The organism is Delftia sp. 11MD (genome assembly GCF_050907895.1).
Lineage (GTDB): Bacteria > Pseudomonadota > Gammaproteobacteria > Burkholderiales > Burkholderiaceae_C > Comamonas > Comamonas tsuruhatensis.
Window position 1 is genome coordinate 683,146 of record NZ_CP194333.1, and the last position, 14,355, is coordinate 697,500.

17 protein-coding genes (1 of these 17 only partly in view) are annotated in these 14,355 nt (G+C 65.5%); 14 read left to right on the plus strand and 3 right to left on the minus strand.

Translation table 11 applies throughout. The features are described 5' to 3' along the window. Positions 1–58: 58 nt before the first annotated feature. The 7 genes from ACRSCF_RS03120 to fliR are packed head-to-tail and all read left to right on the plus strand — an operon-like array spanning position 59 to position 4,293. Positions 59–631 carry a flagellar basal body-associated FliL family protein gene (locus tag ACRSCF_RS03120; protein WP_016449324.1) on the plus strand — a complete coding sequence of 191 codons (573 nt, stop codon included), beginning with the start codon at positions 59–61 and terminating at the stop codon, positions 629–631. An 18-nt stretch (positions 632–649) separates the two neighbouring features. Beyond that, complete coding sequence (gene fliM, locus ACRSCF_RS03125) at positions 650–1,654, plus strand: flagellar motor switch protein FliM (RefSeq protein ID WP_016449325.1); 1,005 nt, start codon at positions 650–652, stop codon at positions 1,652–1,654. Further along, positions 1,644–2,075: a flagellar motor switch protein FliN gene (gene fliN / locus ACRSCF_RS03130; protein WP_016449326.1), complete on the plus strand. Its 432-nt coding sequence runs from the start codon at positions 1,644–1,646 to the stop codon at positions 2,073–2,075. Before fliM ends, fliN begins: the two co-directional genes overlap by 11 nt. Before the next feature lie 10 nt (positions 2,076–2,085). Then, positions 2,086–2,421, plus strand: a complete 336-nt coding sequence (locus tag ACRSCF_RS03135) for a FliO/MopB family protein (protein ID WP_012202579.1) — start codon at positions 2,086–2,088, stop codon at positions 2,419–2,421. Further along, a complete protein-coding gene (gene fliP / locus ACRSCF_RS03140) occupies positions 2,414–3,199 on the plus strand; it encodes a flagellar type III secretion system pore protein FliP (RefSeq protein ID WP_016449327.1) in 786 nt (261 codons plus the stop codon). The genes ACRSCF_RS03135 and fliP overlap by 8 nt, the downstream gene beginning before the upstream one ends. Before the next feature lie 24 nt (positions 3,200–3,223). Then, positions 3,224–3,493, plus strand: a complete 270-nt coding sequence (fliQ, locus tag ACRSCF_RS03145) for a flagellar biosynthesis protein FliQ (protein ID WP_012202581.1) — start codon at positions 3,224–3,226, stop codon at positions 3,491–3,493. Positions 3,494–3,522: 29 nt separating this feature from the next. Continuing rightward, positions 3,523–4,293, plus strand: a complete 771-nt coding sequence (fliR, locus tag ACRSCF_RS03150; RefSeq protein ID WP_012202582.1) for a flagellar biosynthetic protein FliR — start codon at positions 3,523–3,525, stop codon at positions 4,291–4,293. A 48-nt stretch (positions 4,294–4,341) separates the two neighbouring features. Here the strand turns inward: fliR and ACRSCF_RS03155 are convergent, their stop codons facing one another. Both ACRSCF_RS03155 and ACRSCF_RS03160 read right to left on the minus strand, forming a co-directional pair. Continuing rightward, positions 4,342–4,971, minus strand: a complete 630-nt coding sequence (locus tag ACRSCF_RS03155; protein WP_016449328.1) for a response regulator — start codon at positions 4,969–4,971, stop codon at positions 4,342–4,344. Between the two features lie 39 nt (positions 4,972–5,010). Beyond that, positions 5,011–6,159 carry a hybrid sensor histidine kinase/response regulator gene (locus ACRSCF_RS03160; protein WP_016449329.1) on the minus strand — a complete coding sequence of 383 codons (1,149 nt, stop codon included), beginning with the start codon at positions 6,157–6,159 and terminating at the stop codon, positions 5,011–5,013. Between the two features lie 119 nt (positions 6,160–6,278). On the opposite strand from ACRSCF_RS03160, the gene ACRSCF_RS03165 reads away from it, so the two are divergent. The 7 genes from ACRSCF_RS03165 to ACRSCF_RS03195 all read left to right on the plus strand — a co-directional run bounded on the left by ACRSCF_RS03165 (position 6,279) and on the right by ACRSCF_RS03195 (position 12,821). Then, on the plus strand, positions 6,279–6,725 hold the full coding sequence (locus ACRSCF_RS03165; RefSeq protein WP_016449330.1) for a hypothetical protein: 447 nt from the start codon (positions 6,279–6,281) through the stop codon (positions 6,723–6,725). Between the two features lie 52 nt (positions 6,726–6,777). Next, entirely contained in the window at positions 6,778–7,140 is a 363-nt protein-coding gene (locus ACRSCF_RS03170) for a response regulator (protein ID WP_016449331.1), read from the plus strand. Positions 7,141–7,179: 39 nt separating this feature from the next. Further along, the gene (locus ACRSCF_RS03175) at positions 7,180–9,384 is read left to right on the plus strand and encodes a chemotaxis protein CheW (protein WP_212646776.1); all 2,205 of its coding nucleotides are present in this window, start codon (positions 7,180–7,182) and stop codon (positions 9,382–9,384) included. A 114-nt stretch (positions 9,385–9,498) separates the two neighbouring features. Continuing rightward, entirely contained in the window at positions 9,499–9,984 is a 486-nt protein-coding gene (locus tag ACRSCF_RS03180) for a chemotaxis protein CheW (protein WP_016449333.1), read from the plus strand. Positions 9,985–10,010: 26 nt separating this feature from the next. After that, positions 10,011–10,901: a CheR family methyltransferase gene (locus ACRSCF_RS03185; protein WP_016449334.1), complete on the plus strand. Its 891-nt coding sequence runs from the start codon at positions 10,011–10,013 to the stop codon at positions 10,899–10,901. Positions 10,902–10,934: 33 nt separating this feature from the next. Further along, entirely contained in the window at positions 10,935–11,672 is a 738-nt protein-coding gene (cheD, locus tag ACRSCF_RS03190; protein WP_016449335.1) for a chemoreceptor glutamine deamidase CheD, read from the plus strand. Positions 11,673–11,687: 15 nt separating this feature from the next. Next, a complete protein-coding gene (locus tag ACRSCF_RS03195; RefSeq protein ID WP_034366524.1) occupies positions 11,688–12,821 on the plus strand; it encodes a protein-glutamate methylesterase/protein-glutamine glutaminase in 1,134 nt (377 codons plus the stop codon). Between the two features lie 73 nt (positions 12,822–12,894). Here the strand turns inward: ACRSCF_RS03195 and ACRSCF_RS03200 are convergent, their stop codons facing one another. Beyond that, positions 12,895–14,355, minus strand: the 3' portion of a protein-coding gene (locus ACRSCF_RS03200) for an ATP-binding cassette domain-containing protein (RefSeq protein WP_016449337.1). 417 nt of this gene lie beyond the right edge of the window; 1,461 of the gene's 1,878 nt are visible here — the last part of the coding sequence; its start codon lies beyond the right edge, outside the window; the stop codon is at positions 12,895–12,897.

Genomic DNA, 14,355 nt, shown 5'->3' on the forward strand with positions numbered 1-14,355 from the left:
ATGGCGCCGCGCATGATGCGCGAGCGCGTGGCGGTCCCGCTCACCCAGAGGAATTCCAGTGTCTGCCACACCCAATGCCGCCAACAATGCAGCTCCCGCCCCGGCCAAGGGCAAGAAGCTGATCGTGCTGATCGTCATCATCGCCGTCCTGGCCATAGGCGCGGCCGCTGCCTTCATCCTGCTGTCCAAGCGGCACAGCAATGCCGATGAGGAGGAGGGCGGCTCCAGCAAGGCGGCCGTCACGGTTCCCACCTTCCTGCCGCTGGACAGCTTGGTGGTCAATCTGTCCGACCCGGGCGGCGACCGCTTCGTGCAGATCGGCATCACGCTGGAGCTGGCCGACGAGAAGACGGCCACTACGGTCAAGCAGTACCTGCCCAGCATCCGCAACGGCATCCTGATGCTGGTGTCCCAGCGCACGGCCGAGGAGTTGCTGGAGCGCGACGGCAAGGAACGCCTGGCTGCCGACGTGCTCAACGAAGTGTCTGCACCGCTGGGCTACGGCAACCAGGCCAAGGCCAAGAAGCGCAGCCGCGACGAGGATGCAGAGGACGAAGATGGCGAGCGCCGCCGCTCCCCTGGCAAGAACCCCGTGCGCCGCGTGCTGTTCTCCAGCTTCATCATTCAGTAACCGGGGAGGCAAGGCGCCATGAGCGATTCGTTTCTCTCCCAGGAAGAAGTCGATGCCCTTTTGGAGGGCGTGACCGGCGAGAGCCAGAAATCCACGACCGAGGAGGTCGAGGCGGGCATCATCCGCCAGTACGACATCTCCAGCCAGGAGCGCATCGTGCGCGGGCGCATGCCGACGATGGAGATCGTCAACGAGCGCTTTGCCCGCAACTTCCGCATCGGCCTGTTCAACTTCATCCGCCGCAGCCCCGAGGTGTCGGTGGGCACGGTGTCGGTGCAGCGCTACAGCGCCTTCCTGCGCGAGCTGGTGGTGCCCACCAACTTCAACATCGTCGCCATCCGCCCGCTGCGCGGCAGCGGCCTGGTGGTCTGCGATCCCTCGCTGGTGTTCGGCGTCATCGACACGCTGTACGGCGGCACGGGCCGGCTGCAGACACGCATCGAAGGGCGGGATTTCTCGCACACCGAGCAGCGCGTGATCAACCGCCTGGTCAACGTGATCTGCGAGGAATACAAGAAGGCCTGGCACGGCATCTATCCGCTGGAGCTGGGCTACCAGCGCTCGGAGATGCAGCCGCAGTTCGCCAACATTGCCACCCCCAGCGAAATCGTCGTGTCCACGGCCTTCCAGCTGGAGATCGGTGACATCTCGGGCTCCATCCACATCTGCATGCCCTATGCGACGCTGGAGCCCATCCGTGATGTCCTGTACTCCTCCACGCAGGGCGACTCCATTGAAGTGGACCGCCGCTGGGTCAAGGTGCTCAAGCGCGAAATCCAGGCCGCCGAGGTGACCCTGGTGGCCGAACTGGCGCGCGCCGACGCCACGGTGGAGCAGCTGCTGGCCATGCGCCCCGGCGATTTCATCGAACTCGACCGCGAGCCGCTGATCCGCGCCTCCATCGGCGGCGTTCCGATTTTCGAGTGCCAGTACGGCACTCACAACGACAAGTATGCAATCCGTGTCGAGCACTGCCTGCGCGGTGCCGATGCTGGCTGGATGGGAGAAAACAATGGCAACTGAAGACACGCAAAAGCCCGCTGGCGACGATCCGTTCTCGGGATGGGCAGAGGCATTGGACGAGCAGCGCGAGCGCGACGCCAAGCTGGAGGCGGAACAGGGCGGCCCGCTGACGGGCGAGCCCGTGCGCCCCTACGCCGGTGGCGGCGACGTGCCGGTCAACGACATCAACATGGTGCTGGACATCCCGGTGCAGCTGTCGGTGGAACTGGGCCGCACCAAGGTGCCGATCAAGTACATCCTGCAGCTGGCCCAGGGCTCGGTGGTCGAACTCGACGCACTGGCCGGCGAGCCCATGGACGTGCTGGTCAACGGCTACCTGATCGCCCAGGGCGAGGTGGTGGTGGTCAACGACAAGTTCGGTATCCGCCTGACCGACGTGGTCACGCCGTCCGAGCGCCTGCGCCGTGTCAGCCGTGGCTGAGAGCTCCGGCATGGGCCCGCTGTGGCCGACCCTGCTCACGGTCGTGGCCCTGGTCACGGCCATGGCTGCTCTGCCCTGGCTGCTGCGCCGCTTTCAGCAGCGCACGGCTGCGCTGCGTGGCGCAGCCGGCCTGCAGTCGCGGGTGCTGGGCGCCGTGGGCGTGGGTCCGCAGCAGCGGGTGGTGACGGTGGAAGTGGGCGAGGGCGCGCAGACCGTGCGGCTGGTGCTGGGCGTCACGGCGCAAAGCATCCAGTGCCTGCATGTGCTGCAGGCCCCGGCCCCTGCTGATTTTTCGGCTGCGATGGCGCAAGCGCGCAGCCTGCCTGCGGACGGTGCGAATGTCTGAATATTCCTGCAAGCGCCCGGCGCGCACGCTGAGCCAGGCCGCCGGCGCCGCAGCGCTGGCGCTGTGCTGCGCCACGCCCCTGGCCTCCTGGGCGCAGGGCGCGCCCGCCAGCCTGCCGCTGGTCATCGGCCAGGGCAGCGGTGGCACCAGTTTTTCGGTGCCCATCCAGACCCTGCTGTTCTTCACGGCGCTGTCGTTCCTGCCGGCCATCCTTTTGATGATGACGGGCTTCACCCGCATCGTCATCGTGCTGTCGCTGATGCGCCAGGCGCTGGGCACGCAGTCGGCGCCGCCCAACCAGGTGATCATCGGCCTGTCGCTGTTCCTGACGCTGTTCGTCATGGGACCCACCCTGGACCGCGTGTACCAGGAGGCCTATGTGCCCTACACCACGAATGCCGCGACCTTCGAGCAGGCCATTGAAAAGGCCGAGGCGCCCATGCGCGACTTCATGCTCAAGCAGACGCGCCAATCGGACTTTGCGCTGTTCGCGCGCCTGGCCAAGCTCGAAGCCGGCGTCACCGCAGAGACCGCGCCGCTGCGCGTGCTGGTGCCGGCCTTCGTGACCAGCGAGCTGAAGACGGCGTTCCAGATCGGCTTCATGATCTTCATCCCCTTCCTGGTCATCGACATGGTCGTGTCCTCGATCCTGATGTCGCTGGGCATGATGATGCTGTCGCCCGTGCTGGTGGCCCTGCCATTCAAGCTCATGCTCTTCGTGCTGGCCGATGGCTGGAACCTGCTCATCGGATCGCTGGCGGCCAGCTTCGCCGTCTAGTCCCGTTTTATTGGAAATCCTTCCATGACCTCCCAATACGTGCTCACCTTCGGCCGCGAGGCACTGACCTTGCTGCTCATGATCTCCATGCCCGTGCTGGGCGTGGTGCTGGCCGTGGGCCTGGCCGTCAGTGTCTTCCAGGCGGTGACCCAGGTGCATGAGGCCACGCTGGCCTTCGTGCCCAAGCTCATCTCCGCCGTGCTGGTGTTTGCCATTGCCGGTCCGTGGATGCTGAGCACGCTGGTGGATTTCATCCGCCGCACCATAGAGACCATTCCGCAGGCGGTGGGCTGAGCCCTTCGCCGCGCGCAGGAAACGCCGCCGTGATCACCTTCAGCGAAGCCCAACTGGTGGCCTGGCTGTCGCCAGTTCTCTGGCCGTTTCTGCGCGTGCTGGCCATGTTTTCCGTGGCTCCCGTGTTCTCGCAGCGCGTCATTCCCATGCGGCTGAAGATCGGCCTGGCCTTCCTGGTCGCGGTGTGCGCGCAGCCCGTGCTGGGCGACCAGCCCGTGATCGGCATCAACTCGCCGCAGGCGCTGGGGACGCTGATACAGCAGGTCGGCGTGGGACTGGCCGTGGGCTTTGCCGTGCGCCTGGTGTTTGCCGCCGTGGAGGTGGCGGGCGAGGTGGTCGGCCTGCAGATGGGCCTGAACTTCGCCAGCTTCTTCGATCCCACGACCAATGCCCAGCTCAGCGCCGTGGCGCGCTTCATGGTCCAGATTTCCACGCTGCTGTTCATCGTCATCAACGGACACCTGCTGGTGCTGATGGCCGTGCTCAAGAGTTACGAGGCGTTTCCTGTGGACGGCAGCTTCCTGCAGGCCATCAACCAGATGCGGCTGCACGAGATGGGGGCGGCGGTCTTTGCCAGCGCCTTCTGGATCGCCCTGCCCATGGTCGCCATGCTGCTGTTCGTGAACCTGGTGCTGGGCATCATTTCGCGCGTGGCACCGCAGATGAACATCTATGCCGTGGGCTTCCCGGTCACGCTCACCGTGGGCCTGACGGGATTGATGGCCACGCTGCCGCTGCTCGAGCAGCCCCTGGTCGCCTTGCTGCAGCGCGGCATCGCGGTGTTTGGCACCTCAATGTAAGCAGTTGTGAAAAACAACAGATTTTCCGCTCTGCCGGCCGCAAAAACCTCAGATCAGCTGGTTGTGGATGGCGTAGGCCGTGAGTTCGGCGTTGCTGCTCATCTGCAGTTTTTCCAGCACGCGCGCCCGGTAGACGCTGACGGTCTTGGGGCTGAGCATCAGCTCGGTGGCAATGTCGGTCAGCCGCTGCCCGGCCGCGATCTTGATCAGCGTCTGCAGCTCGCGCTCGGACAGGCTTTCATGCGGCACCTGGGGTGCGGGCTGGGCCAGGCTGTCGGCCAGCATCTGGGCCACTTCGGACGTCAGGTACTTGCGGCCCGTGGCCACCGTGCGCACGGCCTCGATCAGCAGCATCGGATCGCCCGCCTTGTTGGCATATCCCTGGGCGCCCGCCTTGAGGCAGCGCAGCGCGTACTGGTCCTCGGGGTACATGGAGACCATGAGCACCTTGATCAGCGGATGGGTCTCGCGCACGCTGGCCAGGGCCTCCAGGCCGCTGCGGCCGGGCATGTTGATGTCCAGCAGCAGCACGTCGCAGGCGGCGGTGCGCAGCTGCTCACGCAGCTCGGCATAGCTGCCTGCTTCTGCGGTGACGCTGATGTCCACTGCCTCGGCCAGGGTGTCGCGGATGCCCCGGCGCAGCACCGCATGGTCGTCGCACAGCACCACGTGGATCAAAGTCGGCCTCCTGGAAAAAGGGTCACGCCGCCATGGCGTTCAGCATTCATTGCCCGGGATATTAGGGCAAGCGCCGCCATCGTCCAGCGGAATGGAGACGATGACCGAGGTTCCGCGTCCGGCTTGACTGCTGACATCCAGCCAGCCCCGAACGGTGCGCGCGCGCTCGCCCAGACCGCGCAGGCCGAAGGATTCGGGCTTGTCGCGGGCGCCGTCGGCCAGGCCCACGCCGTCGTCCGTCACCTCCAGCGTGAGAAAACCTTCGCGGTCGGAGAGATCGATGTCCACATGGCGCGCCTGGGCATATTTGCCGACGTTGGTCAGCGCCTCCTGGGCCGTGCGGTAGGCCACCACCTGGATGTCGGGCGCGATGTCCATGCTTTCGCGGCTGCTGCGCACACGGGTGGGCACGCCCGTGCGGCGCTCGAAATTCTCGGCCAGCCACTGGACGGCGGCCACCAGTCCCTGGTCCAGCACGGGCGGGCGCAGGTTCATCATGATGCGCTGGCTGGCGCCCAGCGCGTGCTCCAGCATCTCCAGCGCAGCCAGCGCATGCTCGCGCAGCCCGCCCTCGGGCGCATTGCGCGCGATCCAGGCCACGTCGAACTTCACCGAGGTCAGCGAGCCGCCGATGTCATCGTGGATCTCGCGGGCGATGCTGGCGCGCTCGCGCTCGGTGGAGGTCTGCAGGTGCTCGGTCAGGTCGGCCAAGCGCCGCTCGGACGCCGCCAGCTCGGCCGCCGCGCGCCGGCGTGCCAGGCGGGCCTCGTGCACTTCCAGCGCATGCGAGACCACATGGGGCAGGCGCGTGATGTGGTCCTTGAGCAGATAGTCGCTGATGCCCTCGCGCATCACATCCACGGCGGCCGACTCGCCGATGGCGCCGGACAGCAGCACGAAGGGCGGATGCCCGGGCTGGCGGCGAACCAGCTCCCAGGCATCCAGCGCCGTGAAGCCGGGCAGGTGGTAGTCGGCCAGGATGAGGTCGAATGCCTGGTTGTGCAGCGCAGCTGCGGCATCATCGAGCGTGTCGACCACGACAATCTCGCAGACCAGCCCGCCGCGCAGCAAGCTCAGCCGCGCCAGCGCCTGGTCAGCGGCCGAATCCTCGATGTGCAGTATGCGCAAGGGCTTGTGCGGTGGTCTGGCATCCCCGGGGGCGCTATCATGAGATACATTTTGGAACATAAATGCAAATGGTCGTGTACACCAAGGGATGCGCGGCATTCCCGTGAACGATTGACAAGGGTTGGCCGTGCTGCAAGGCACGGCGCACGTTGGGCTGAAACGCTGGTGGTGGAGTAACAATGCAGTCAATGCACAAGCCTTCGGGCGAGCCTGCCGTCCCCATGCCCGTCATGGTGGCCGCAGACCTGCAGGATGCCTTGCTGGTGGCGATGCGCGATCTGCAGCGCCTGGAAGGCCTTCTCAATCACGCAACGCAGAACCTGCTGGACCGTTTCGACGAGACCCATGGCCAGCTGGCCGGCGAGGCGCTAGCCGCCTTGCCCCAGCTCGATGCCGCCCGGTCCACGTTGAGGCTGGCGGTGACCGAGTTGCAGTTTCACGACATGTCCTCCCAACTGATCGCCCATATTACGAAGATTTTGCAAGGCTGCGCGTTCCAGTTGGCCGCAGCCACCATGGGTGTGGACGAGGGAGAGGACGATTCCCTGGGCCTGCCGGCGATACCCGACCGGCCCAATCCCGTCACGCAAAGCGAGATGGATGCTGGCTCGGTCGAACTGTTCTGACCGCTGACCATGCACCCATCCACCTTTTATTGCCCGTCTGTTGGAGCTATACATGCGATCGATTCTGGCTGTTGATGATTCCCCCTCGATGCGAAAGATGGTGGCGTTCACCCTCGCAGGAGCGGGATTTCGCGTCGTGGAGGCCGTGGACGGCGTGGATGCGCTCGAAAAGGCCCAGCTCGAACAAGTCGATCTGGTGCTGGCCGACCAGAACATGCCGCGCCTCGATGGCATCGGCCTGACGCGCAAGCTGCGCGAAAACCCGAAGTTCCAGAACACGCCCATTCTCATTCTCACCACCGAATCCAGCGACCAGATGAAGCAGGCCGGACGCGCTGCGGGCGCCACGGGCTGGCTGGTCAAGCCCTTCGATCCGAACCGTTTGATCGAAGTCATTCAGAAAGTAATGCGTTGAGCCGATAAGTACGGGCAACTGGAAACAGCAGGACCAAAGATGGCGGATCTACACCAGGATGGGGCAGGAGCGGGCGCAGACTTCGACCTGAGCCAGTTCTATCAAATCTTCTTCGAAGAAGCGGCCGAGAACCTCGACCAGATGGAGCAGATGCTGCTGAATCTGGATCTGTCGGCGGCCAACGACGAGGAGCTCAACGGCATTTTCCGTTGCGCGCACTCGATCAAGGGCGGCGCGGCCACCTTCGGCTTTGCCGATGTGACCGAGCTGACGCACCGCATGGAGTCGCTGCTCGACCGGCTGCGCCGGCATGAGATCACACCGATTCCGGAAATGGTCGACGTGCTGCTGGAGTCGGCCGATGCCAGCCGCAGCCTGCTGGCACGCCACCAGGCCGGCAACGAGGGCGAGGCCCTGTCCACCACGGATCTGGTGGCGCGCATCGAGATGCTGGCAGAAGGCCGCAGTGCCGTGCCTGCAACAGCCGCCCCGGCCGCTGCACCGGCACCGGCGCCTGCTCCCGTGGCAGCGCCGGTCGAGGCGCCCGCGCCTGCCGCGCCCGTATCGGGCGGCGCCGTGGGAACGGCACCCGCCAGTGGCGGCCGTTCGCTGCACATCCTGATCGGTCCGCTGGAGCGTCTGGAGATGGCCGAGGCCATCAAGGAACTGTTCCGCGACATTCCCGGCCTGGGCCGCATCGAGGACCTGGCCTGCGATCAGCCGCAAAGCCGCCTCTTTGCCGTGCAGACCTCGTCCACCGACGACGACCTGCTCGATCTGTTCGCCTTCCACGTGGCCAAGGAGCAGGTTCGCATCACGGCAGCCGATGAGGCGGCCGGGGCCGCTCCTGCAACCGAAGCGGTGCAGGTGGCCGAAGCCCCCGTCGCCGAAGAGCATGCCGCGCACGATCCCGACGCCGCCCTGGCCTCGGCCGCCATTCCGCCCGCCGAAGAGGCCTACGGCTTCTTCAACGGTGCACCCGGCATGCCCCAGGCCGACGGCGCGCTGGCCATCCAGCCGGCCGGTGCCGCGGCCAAGCCTGCTGCCAAGACGGCTGCCCAGGCGCAGCAGGCGCAGATGGAGTCGACCAGCATCCGTGTGTCGGTGGCCAAGGTCGATCAGCTCATCAACCTGGTGGGCGAGCTGGTCATCACCCAGGCCATGCTGGCGCAAAACAGCCACGGGCTGGATGCATCGGCCTACCAGCAACTGCTGGCGGGCCTGGCCGATCTGGACCGCAATACGCGCGACCTGCAGGAATCGGTGATGTCCATCCGCATGATTCCCATGTCCACCGTGTTCAGCCGCTTCCCGCGCATGCTGCGCGACCTGGCCGGCAAGCTGGGCAAGAAGATCGACCTGATCACTCTGGGCGAAGCCACCGAACTGGACAAGGGCCTGGTCGAGAAGATCACCGACCCGCTGACCCATCTGGTGCGCAACAGCGTGGACCACGGCATCGAAATGCCCGAGGAGCGCCTGGCCGCTGGCAAGTCCGAGCATGGCACGCTGACGCTGGCAGCCTCCCATCAGGGCGGCTCCATCGTCATCGAGGTGCGCGACGACGGCCGCGGCATGAACCGCGAGAAGATTCTCAAGAAGGCCCGCGAGCGCGGCATGGATGTCTCGGACAGCATGCCCGATCAGGATGTCTGGCAGCTGATCTTCGCGCCGGGCTTCTCCACGGCCGATGTGGTGACCGACGTGTCCGGGCGCGGCGTGGGCATGGACGTGGTCAAGCGCAACATCGCGGCGCTGGGCGGCTCGGTGGAGATCGAGTCCAACCAGGGCAAGGGCATGCGCGTGGCCGTTCGCCTGCCGCTGACCCTGGCCATCATGGACGGCATGTCGGTGGGCGTCAGCGACGAGGTCTACATCCTGCCGCTGTCCTCGGTGGTCGAGTCCTTCCTGGTCAAGGAAGAGGACGTCAACACCGTGGCCAACGGCACGCAACTGGTCAAGGTGCGTGACGAGTACATGCCCGTGTTCGCGCTGGAAAAGACCTTCCGTGTGCCGCGCAGCGACACCAGCCAGTCCAGCAACATCATGGTGGTGGTCGAGTCCGACGGCAGCCGCGTGGCCCTGCTGGTCGACGAGCTGCTGGGCCAGCACCAGGTGGTGGTCAAGAACCTGGAATCGAACTATCGCAAGGTGCCCAACGTTTCGGGCGCCACCATCCTGGGCGATGGCACGGTGGCGCTGATTCTGGACACGGGTGCGCTGGTGCGCCGCGCGCGCCACTGAATGGGACAGGGATACCTGACGACAAACGACGGAGCCGCAGGCAGAGCCTGCGCGCCGCCAAAAACCATGGCTTTCGCCACCACGGCGCGGGCCCGACAGTTGAGGAGCTGAGCAATGAGCGTGATCGCTAAGACTGCAGGCGTCGCCACCGGCGCGCGCGAGTACCTGACCTTCCGCCTGGACCAGGAGGAATACGGCATCGACATTCTGAAGGTGCAGGAAATCCGCGGCTACGAGCCGCCCACGCGCATCGCCAATGCGCCGGAGTTCATCAAGGGCGTGGTGAATCTGCGCGGCACCATCGTGCCCATCGTGGACATGCGCCTGAAGTTCAACTGCTCCCAGGTCGAATACAACAGCTTCACCGTCGTCATCATCCTGAACCTGCGCAACCGCGTGGTGGGCATCGTGGTGGACTCGGTCAGCGACGTGATGGAGCTGGCTCCCGAAGCCGTGCGCCCCGCGCCGGACATCGAAAGCGCCATCGACAGCGGCTGCATCCTGGGCCTGGGTTCGGTGGGCGAGCGCATGCTCATCCTGCTGGACATCGAAAAGCTCATGAACAACGTGGACATGGGCCTGGTCGCTTCGGCCGACTGAGACCCGTTCTTGCACTGAGCGCCCTCATGCGATCCGGTTCTTCCAATGCGGCACTGGCCGCGCGCCCCGTCGCCGACGACGGGGCAGCCAACGGGCCCCTGGCCCAGGGGCGCGAATTCGAATGGTCGTCGCGGGACTTCGCCCGCGTGCAGGCGCTGATCTACCAGCGTGCCGGCATCAGCCTGCACGATGGCAAGCACGCCATGGTCTACAGCCGCCTGTCGCGGCGCCTGCGCGAGACGGGCTACGACAGCTTTGCCACCTACCTGGACTGGCTGGAGTCCCAGTCCGATGGCGTGGAGTGGCAGGAGTTCGTGAACGCGCTGACCACCAATCTCACCGCGTTCTTTCGAGAGCAGCACCATTTCGAGATCTTTGCCCAGCATCTGCGCAGCAAGCCGGCCGGCACGGCCTGGAAGGTCTGGTGCAACGCGGCCTCGACCGGGGAAGAGCCTTACTCCATCGTCATGACGGCCCTGGAAGTGCTGGGCGCCACGCCCAGCTTCCAGTTGCAGGCCAGCGACATCGACTCGCGTGTGCTGGACACGGCGTCGGCCGGTGTCTATCGCGCCGAAAGCATCAAGGGCATGAGCGCCGAGCGCCTGCACCGCTTCTTCCTGCGGGGCAAGGCCGGCAATGCGGGCCTGGTGCGCGTCAAGCCCGAGCTGCGCCGCCTGGTGGAGTTTCTCAACGTCAATCTGATCCGTGACGATTGGCCGTTCCGCGATCCCTTCGACGTGGTCTTCTGCCGCAACGTGATGATCTACTTCGATGCGGCCACGCAGCGCCGCGTGCTGGAGCGCATCCACCGCGTCATGAAGCCCGGGGGCCTGCTGTTCGTCGGACATGCCGAGAACTTCAGCGACTCGCGCGATCTGTTCACGCTCAAGGGGAAGACGGTCTATGAGCGCCGCTGACGCAGGTCCTGCCGCACACAAGGGGGTCTTCCCATGATCGGAGACCGCTCCGCCTTCGCACCGCCCCCGCCGCCTTCGGAGCGCCGCCGCACGCCGCGCATCAACAGCTATACCGCTGCGGACTACCCGGCGCCGGGCGACCCGGTGCCGCGCTCCTCGCTGGAGCAGCTCAAGCGCCAGCAGCGCTACCCCGGCGAGGCGTCGTTCTTCTACTACGACCCGCATTTCCAGCACAACGCCGTCAAGGTGCTGCCGGGCGAATACTTCGTCTCCAACGAGGACGTGATCCTGGTCACCGTGCTGGGCTCGTGCATCTCGGCCTGCATCTGGGACCGCACCATGCGCGTGGGCGGCATGAACCATTTCATGCTGCCCGACGGCGACTCCGCCGATGCGTCGGGCCGCTACGGCTCGTACGCCATGGAATTGCTGATCAACGAAATGCTCAAGCTCGGCGCACGGCGCGAGTCTTTGCAGGCCAAGATCTTCGGCGGCGGCCAGGTGATGCACAACTTCACCACCATGAACGTGGGCGAACGCAATACCGCCTTCGTCACGCAGTACCTGCAGACCGAACGCATCCCCATCGTCTCGGAGGATGTGCTGGACATCTACCCGCGCAAGGTGGTGTTCTTCCCCGCCAGCGGCAAGGCCATGGTCAAGCGCCTGGCACATGCCCATCCGGAGGAGCTGGTACAGCAGGAATTCACGCGCGGCAATGCAGCCGTCGTGGCACGCAATACGGCAGGCGGCTCGGTCGACCTGTTTTGAGGAAGGTTCAAAGGAATGGACAGGAAAATCAGGGTGATCGTGGTGGACGACTCTGCGCTGGTGCGCAGTCTGCTGTCCGAGATCATCAATCGCCAGCACGACATGGAATGCATCGGCTCGGCCAACGATCCGCTGATCGCACGCGAAATGATCCGCGAGATGAATCCCGACGTGATCACGCTCGATGTGGAAATGCCCCGCATGGATGGCATCGACTTCCTGGGCCGGCTCATGCGGCTGCGCCCCATGCCGGTGGTCATGATCTCCACGCTGACCGAACGCGGCGCCGAGGTCACCATGCGCGCGCTGGAGCTGGGCGCCATCGACTTCGTGGCCAAGCCGCGCGTGGGCGTGTCCAACGGCCTGCAGGAGCTGGCCGCGCAGATCGTGGACAAGATCCGCGTTGCTGCCGTGGCCCAGGTCCGGCGCCTGCCGGTCGCTCCGCGCAGTGCGGCTCCCGCCACCGGCAGCGCGGTGGCGCCGGTCTCCGCCTCGGCTGGCATGAGCGCGCCGCGCCAGGCTGCACCGGCGTCGCTGCTGGGGCGGCTGTCCACGGAAAAGCTGATTGCCATCGGTGCCTCCACCGGCGGCACGGAGGCCATCCGTGAAGTGCTCACCCATCTGCCGGCCGACTGCCCGGCCATCGTCATCACCCAGCACATGCCGCCGGGCTTCACCACCAGCTTCGCGGCCCGGCTCAACAGCCTGTGCCAGATGACCGTGAAGGAAGCACAGCAGGGCGAGCGGCTGCTGCCCGGCCACGCCTACATCGCACCGGGCGGCAAGCATTTCTCCGTGCAGCGCAGCGGTGCCAACTATGTCGCCGTGGTGGATGACAGCCCGCCCGTGAATCGCCACAAGCCTTCGGTCGAGGTGCTTTTCAAGTCGGTGGCGGCCTGTGCGGGCCGCAACGCCTACGGCATCATGCTCACCGGCATGGGGGCCGATGGCGCGGTCGCCATGCGTGAAATGCGCGATGCGGGCAGCTACAACTTCGTGCAGGACGAAGCCAGCTGCATCGTCTTCGGCATGCCGCGCGAGGCCATCGCCCATGGTGCGGCCGACGAGGTGCTGCCCCTCAACCAGATCGCCTCCGCCTTGCTGGGCAAGCTGCGCATAGGTTCGGACCAGGTTCACCACCGCATTTGAGTGCAACGGCCGGTCCTGGCGGCACCCATGAAAAAAGAGCGCCATGCGCTCTTTTTTTTCGTCCGAAGAAAGCTCACTCCGACAGTGCGCTCCAGCGCTCCAGCGCCTCCATCAGCTGCTCATCGATCTCGCCATCGCGCTGATGCAACTGAACGGCGCGGGAATTGTCGCTGGCATACAGCGAACCATCGGCCAAGGCTTCCCGAATGGACTTCTGCTCTGCCTCCAGCGCTGCAATGCTTTCGGGCAACTGATCGAGCTCACGCTGCTCCTTGTAGCTGAGCTTGCGCTTGGGCTTGCCGTCGCTGCGTGCCGCAACGGGCTTGGCCTCTTCCTTGGATGGCTTGGGCTGCGCGGCCTCGGCCAGATCGCGGCTGCGGCGGGACTGATCCAGCCAGTCCTGCACGCCGCCTTCATATTCGCGCCATTGGCCCGGGCCTTCCCAGGCGATGGTGCTGGTGACCACGTTGTCCAGGAAACTGCGGTCATGGCTGACCAGAAAAACGGTGCCGTCGTAGTTCTGCAGCAGGTCTTCCAGCATTTCCAGCGTCTCGATATCGAGATCGTTGGTCGGCTCGTCCAGCACCAGCACATTCGCGGGCCGGGCAAACAGCCGGGCCAGCAGCAGGCGGTTGCGCTCCCCGCCAGACAGCGAGCGAACGGGGGAATGGGCGCGCGCCGGAGAGAACAGGAAATCCGACAGATAGCTCTTCACGTGCTTCTTCTGGCTGCCGATCTCGATCCACTCGCTGCCGGGGCTGATGAAGTCCTCCAGCGTGGCATCCATGTCGATCTGGTGACGCATCTGGTCGAAGTACGCCACCTGCAGATTCGCCCCCAGCCGCACCTGGCCGCTGTCAGGTGCCAGTTCGCCCAGAATCATCTTGAGCAGCGTCGTCTTGCCTGCGCCGTTGGGTCCGATCAGGCCCACCTTGTCTCCGCGCAAAATGGTGGCGGTGAAGTGGGAGACGATGTTCTTGTCGCCAAAGGACTTGGCCACATCCGTCAGCTCGGCCACGATCTTGCCCTGGTAGCCGTCGCCTCGGCCCGACGCAATGTCCATCTTCACGCCACCCAGCACCTCGCGGCGGGCAGCGCGGTTGGCCCGCAACTGCTCAAGCCGGCCGATGCGGCTCTGGCTGCGCGTGCGGCGGGCTTCCACGCCCTTGCGGATCCAGACCTCTTCCTGGGCCAGCAGCTTGTCGGCCTTGGCATTGATCACGGCCTCCTGGGCCAGCTGATCCTCCTTGGTCTGCTGGTACTGGACGAAATTGCCGGGATACGAGCGCAGCGTTCCACGATCCAGCTCCACGATGCGCGTGGAAACCCGATCCAGGAAGGATCGATCGTGCGTAATGGTCACTACGCTGCCCTTGAAGTTCAGTAGCAACTCTTCCAGCCACTCGATGGCGTCAAGATCCAGGTGGTTGGTCGGCTCATCCAGCAGCAGTACATCGGGTCTCGCCACCAGGGCCTGGGCCAGTGCCACGCGCTTCTTCATCCCGCCGGACAGGGTGCCCACCACGGCTTCGGG

Excerpts from the sequence above, each read along its gene's own strand:
- fliM (WP_016449325.1), top strand. The coding sequence starts at position 650 with ATGAGCGATTCGTTTCTCTCCCAGGAAGAAGTCGATGCCCTTTTGGAG.
- fliN (WP_016449326.1), top strand. The coding sequence starts at position 1,644 with ATGGCAACTGAAGACACGCAAAAGCCCGCTGGCGACGATCCGTTCTCG.
- ACRSCF_RS03135 (WP_012202579.1), top strand. The coding sequence starts at position 2,086 with ATGGGCCCGCTGTGGCCGACCCTGCTCACGGTCGTGGCCCTGGTCACG.
- fliP (WP_016449327.1), top strand. The coding sequence starts at position 2,414 with ATGTCTGAATATTCCTGCAAGCGCCCGGCGCGCACGCTGAGCCAGGCC.
- fliQ (WP_012202581.1), top strand. The coding sequence starts at position 3,224 with ATGACCTCCCAATACGTGCTCACCTTCGGCCGCGAGGCACTGACCTTG.
- ACRSCF_RS03160 (WP_016449329.1), bottom strand. The coding sequence starts at position 6,159 with ATGTTCCAAAATGTATCTCATGATAGCGCCCCCGGGGATGCCAGACCA.
- ACRSCF_RS03165 (WP_016449330.1), top strand. The coding sequence starts at position 6,279 with ATGCAGTCAATGCACAAGCCTTCGGGCGAGCCTGCCGTCCCCATGCCC.
- ACRSCF_RS03170 (WP_016449331.1), top strand. The coding sequence starts at position 6,778 with ATGCGATCGATTCTGGCTGTTGATGATTCCCCCTCGATGCGAAAGATG.
- ACRSCF_RS03175 (WP_212646776.1), top strand. The coding sequence starts at position 7,180 with ATGGCGGATCTACACCAGGATGGGGCAGGAGCGGGCGCAGACTTCGAC.
- ACRSCF_RS03180 (WP_016449333.1), top strand. The coding sequence starts at position 9,499 with ATGAGCGTGATCGCTAAGACTGCAGGCGTCGCCACCGGCGCGCGCGAG.
- ACRSCF_RS03185 (WP_016449334.1), top strand. The coding sequence starts at position 10,011 with ATGCGATCCGGTTCTTCCAATGCGGCACTGGCCGCGCGCCCCGTCGCC.
- cheD (WP_016449335.1), top strand. The coding sequence starts at position 10,935 with ATGATCGGAGACCGCTCCGCCTTCGCACCGCCCCCGCCGCCTTCGGAG.
- ACRSCF_RS03195 (WP_034366524.1), top strand. The coding sequence starts at position 11,688 with ATGGACAGGAAAATCAGGGTGATCGTGGTGGACGACTCTGCGCTGGTG.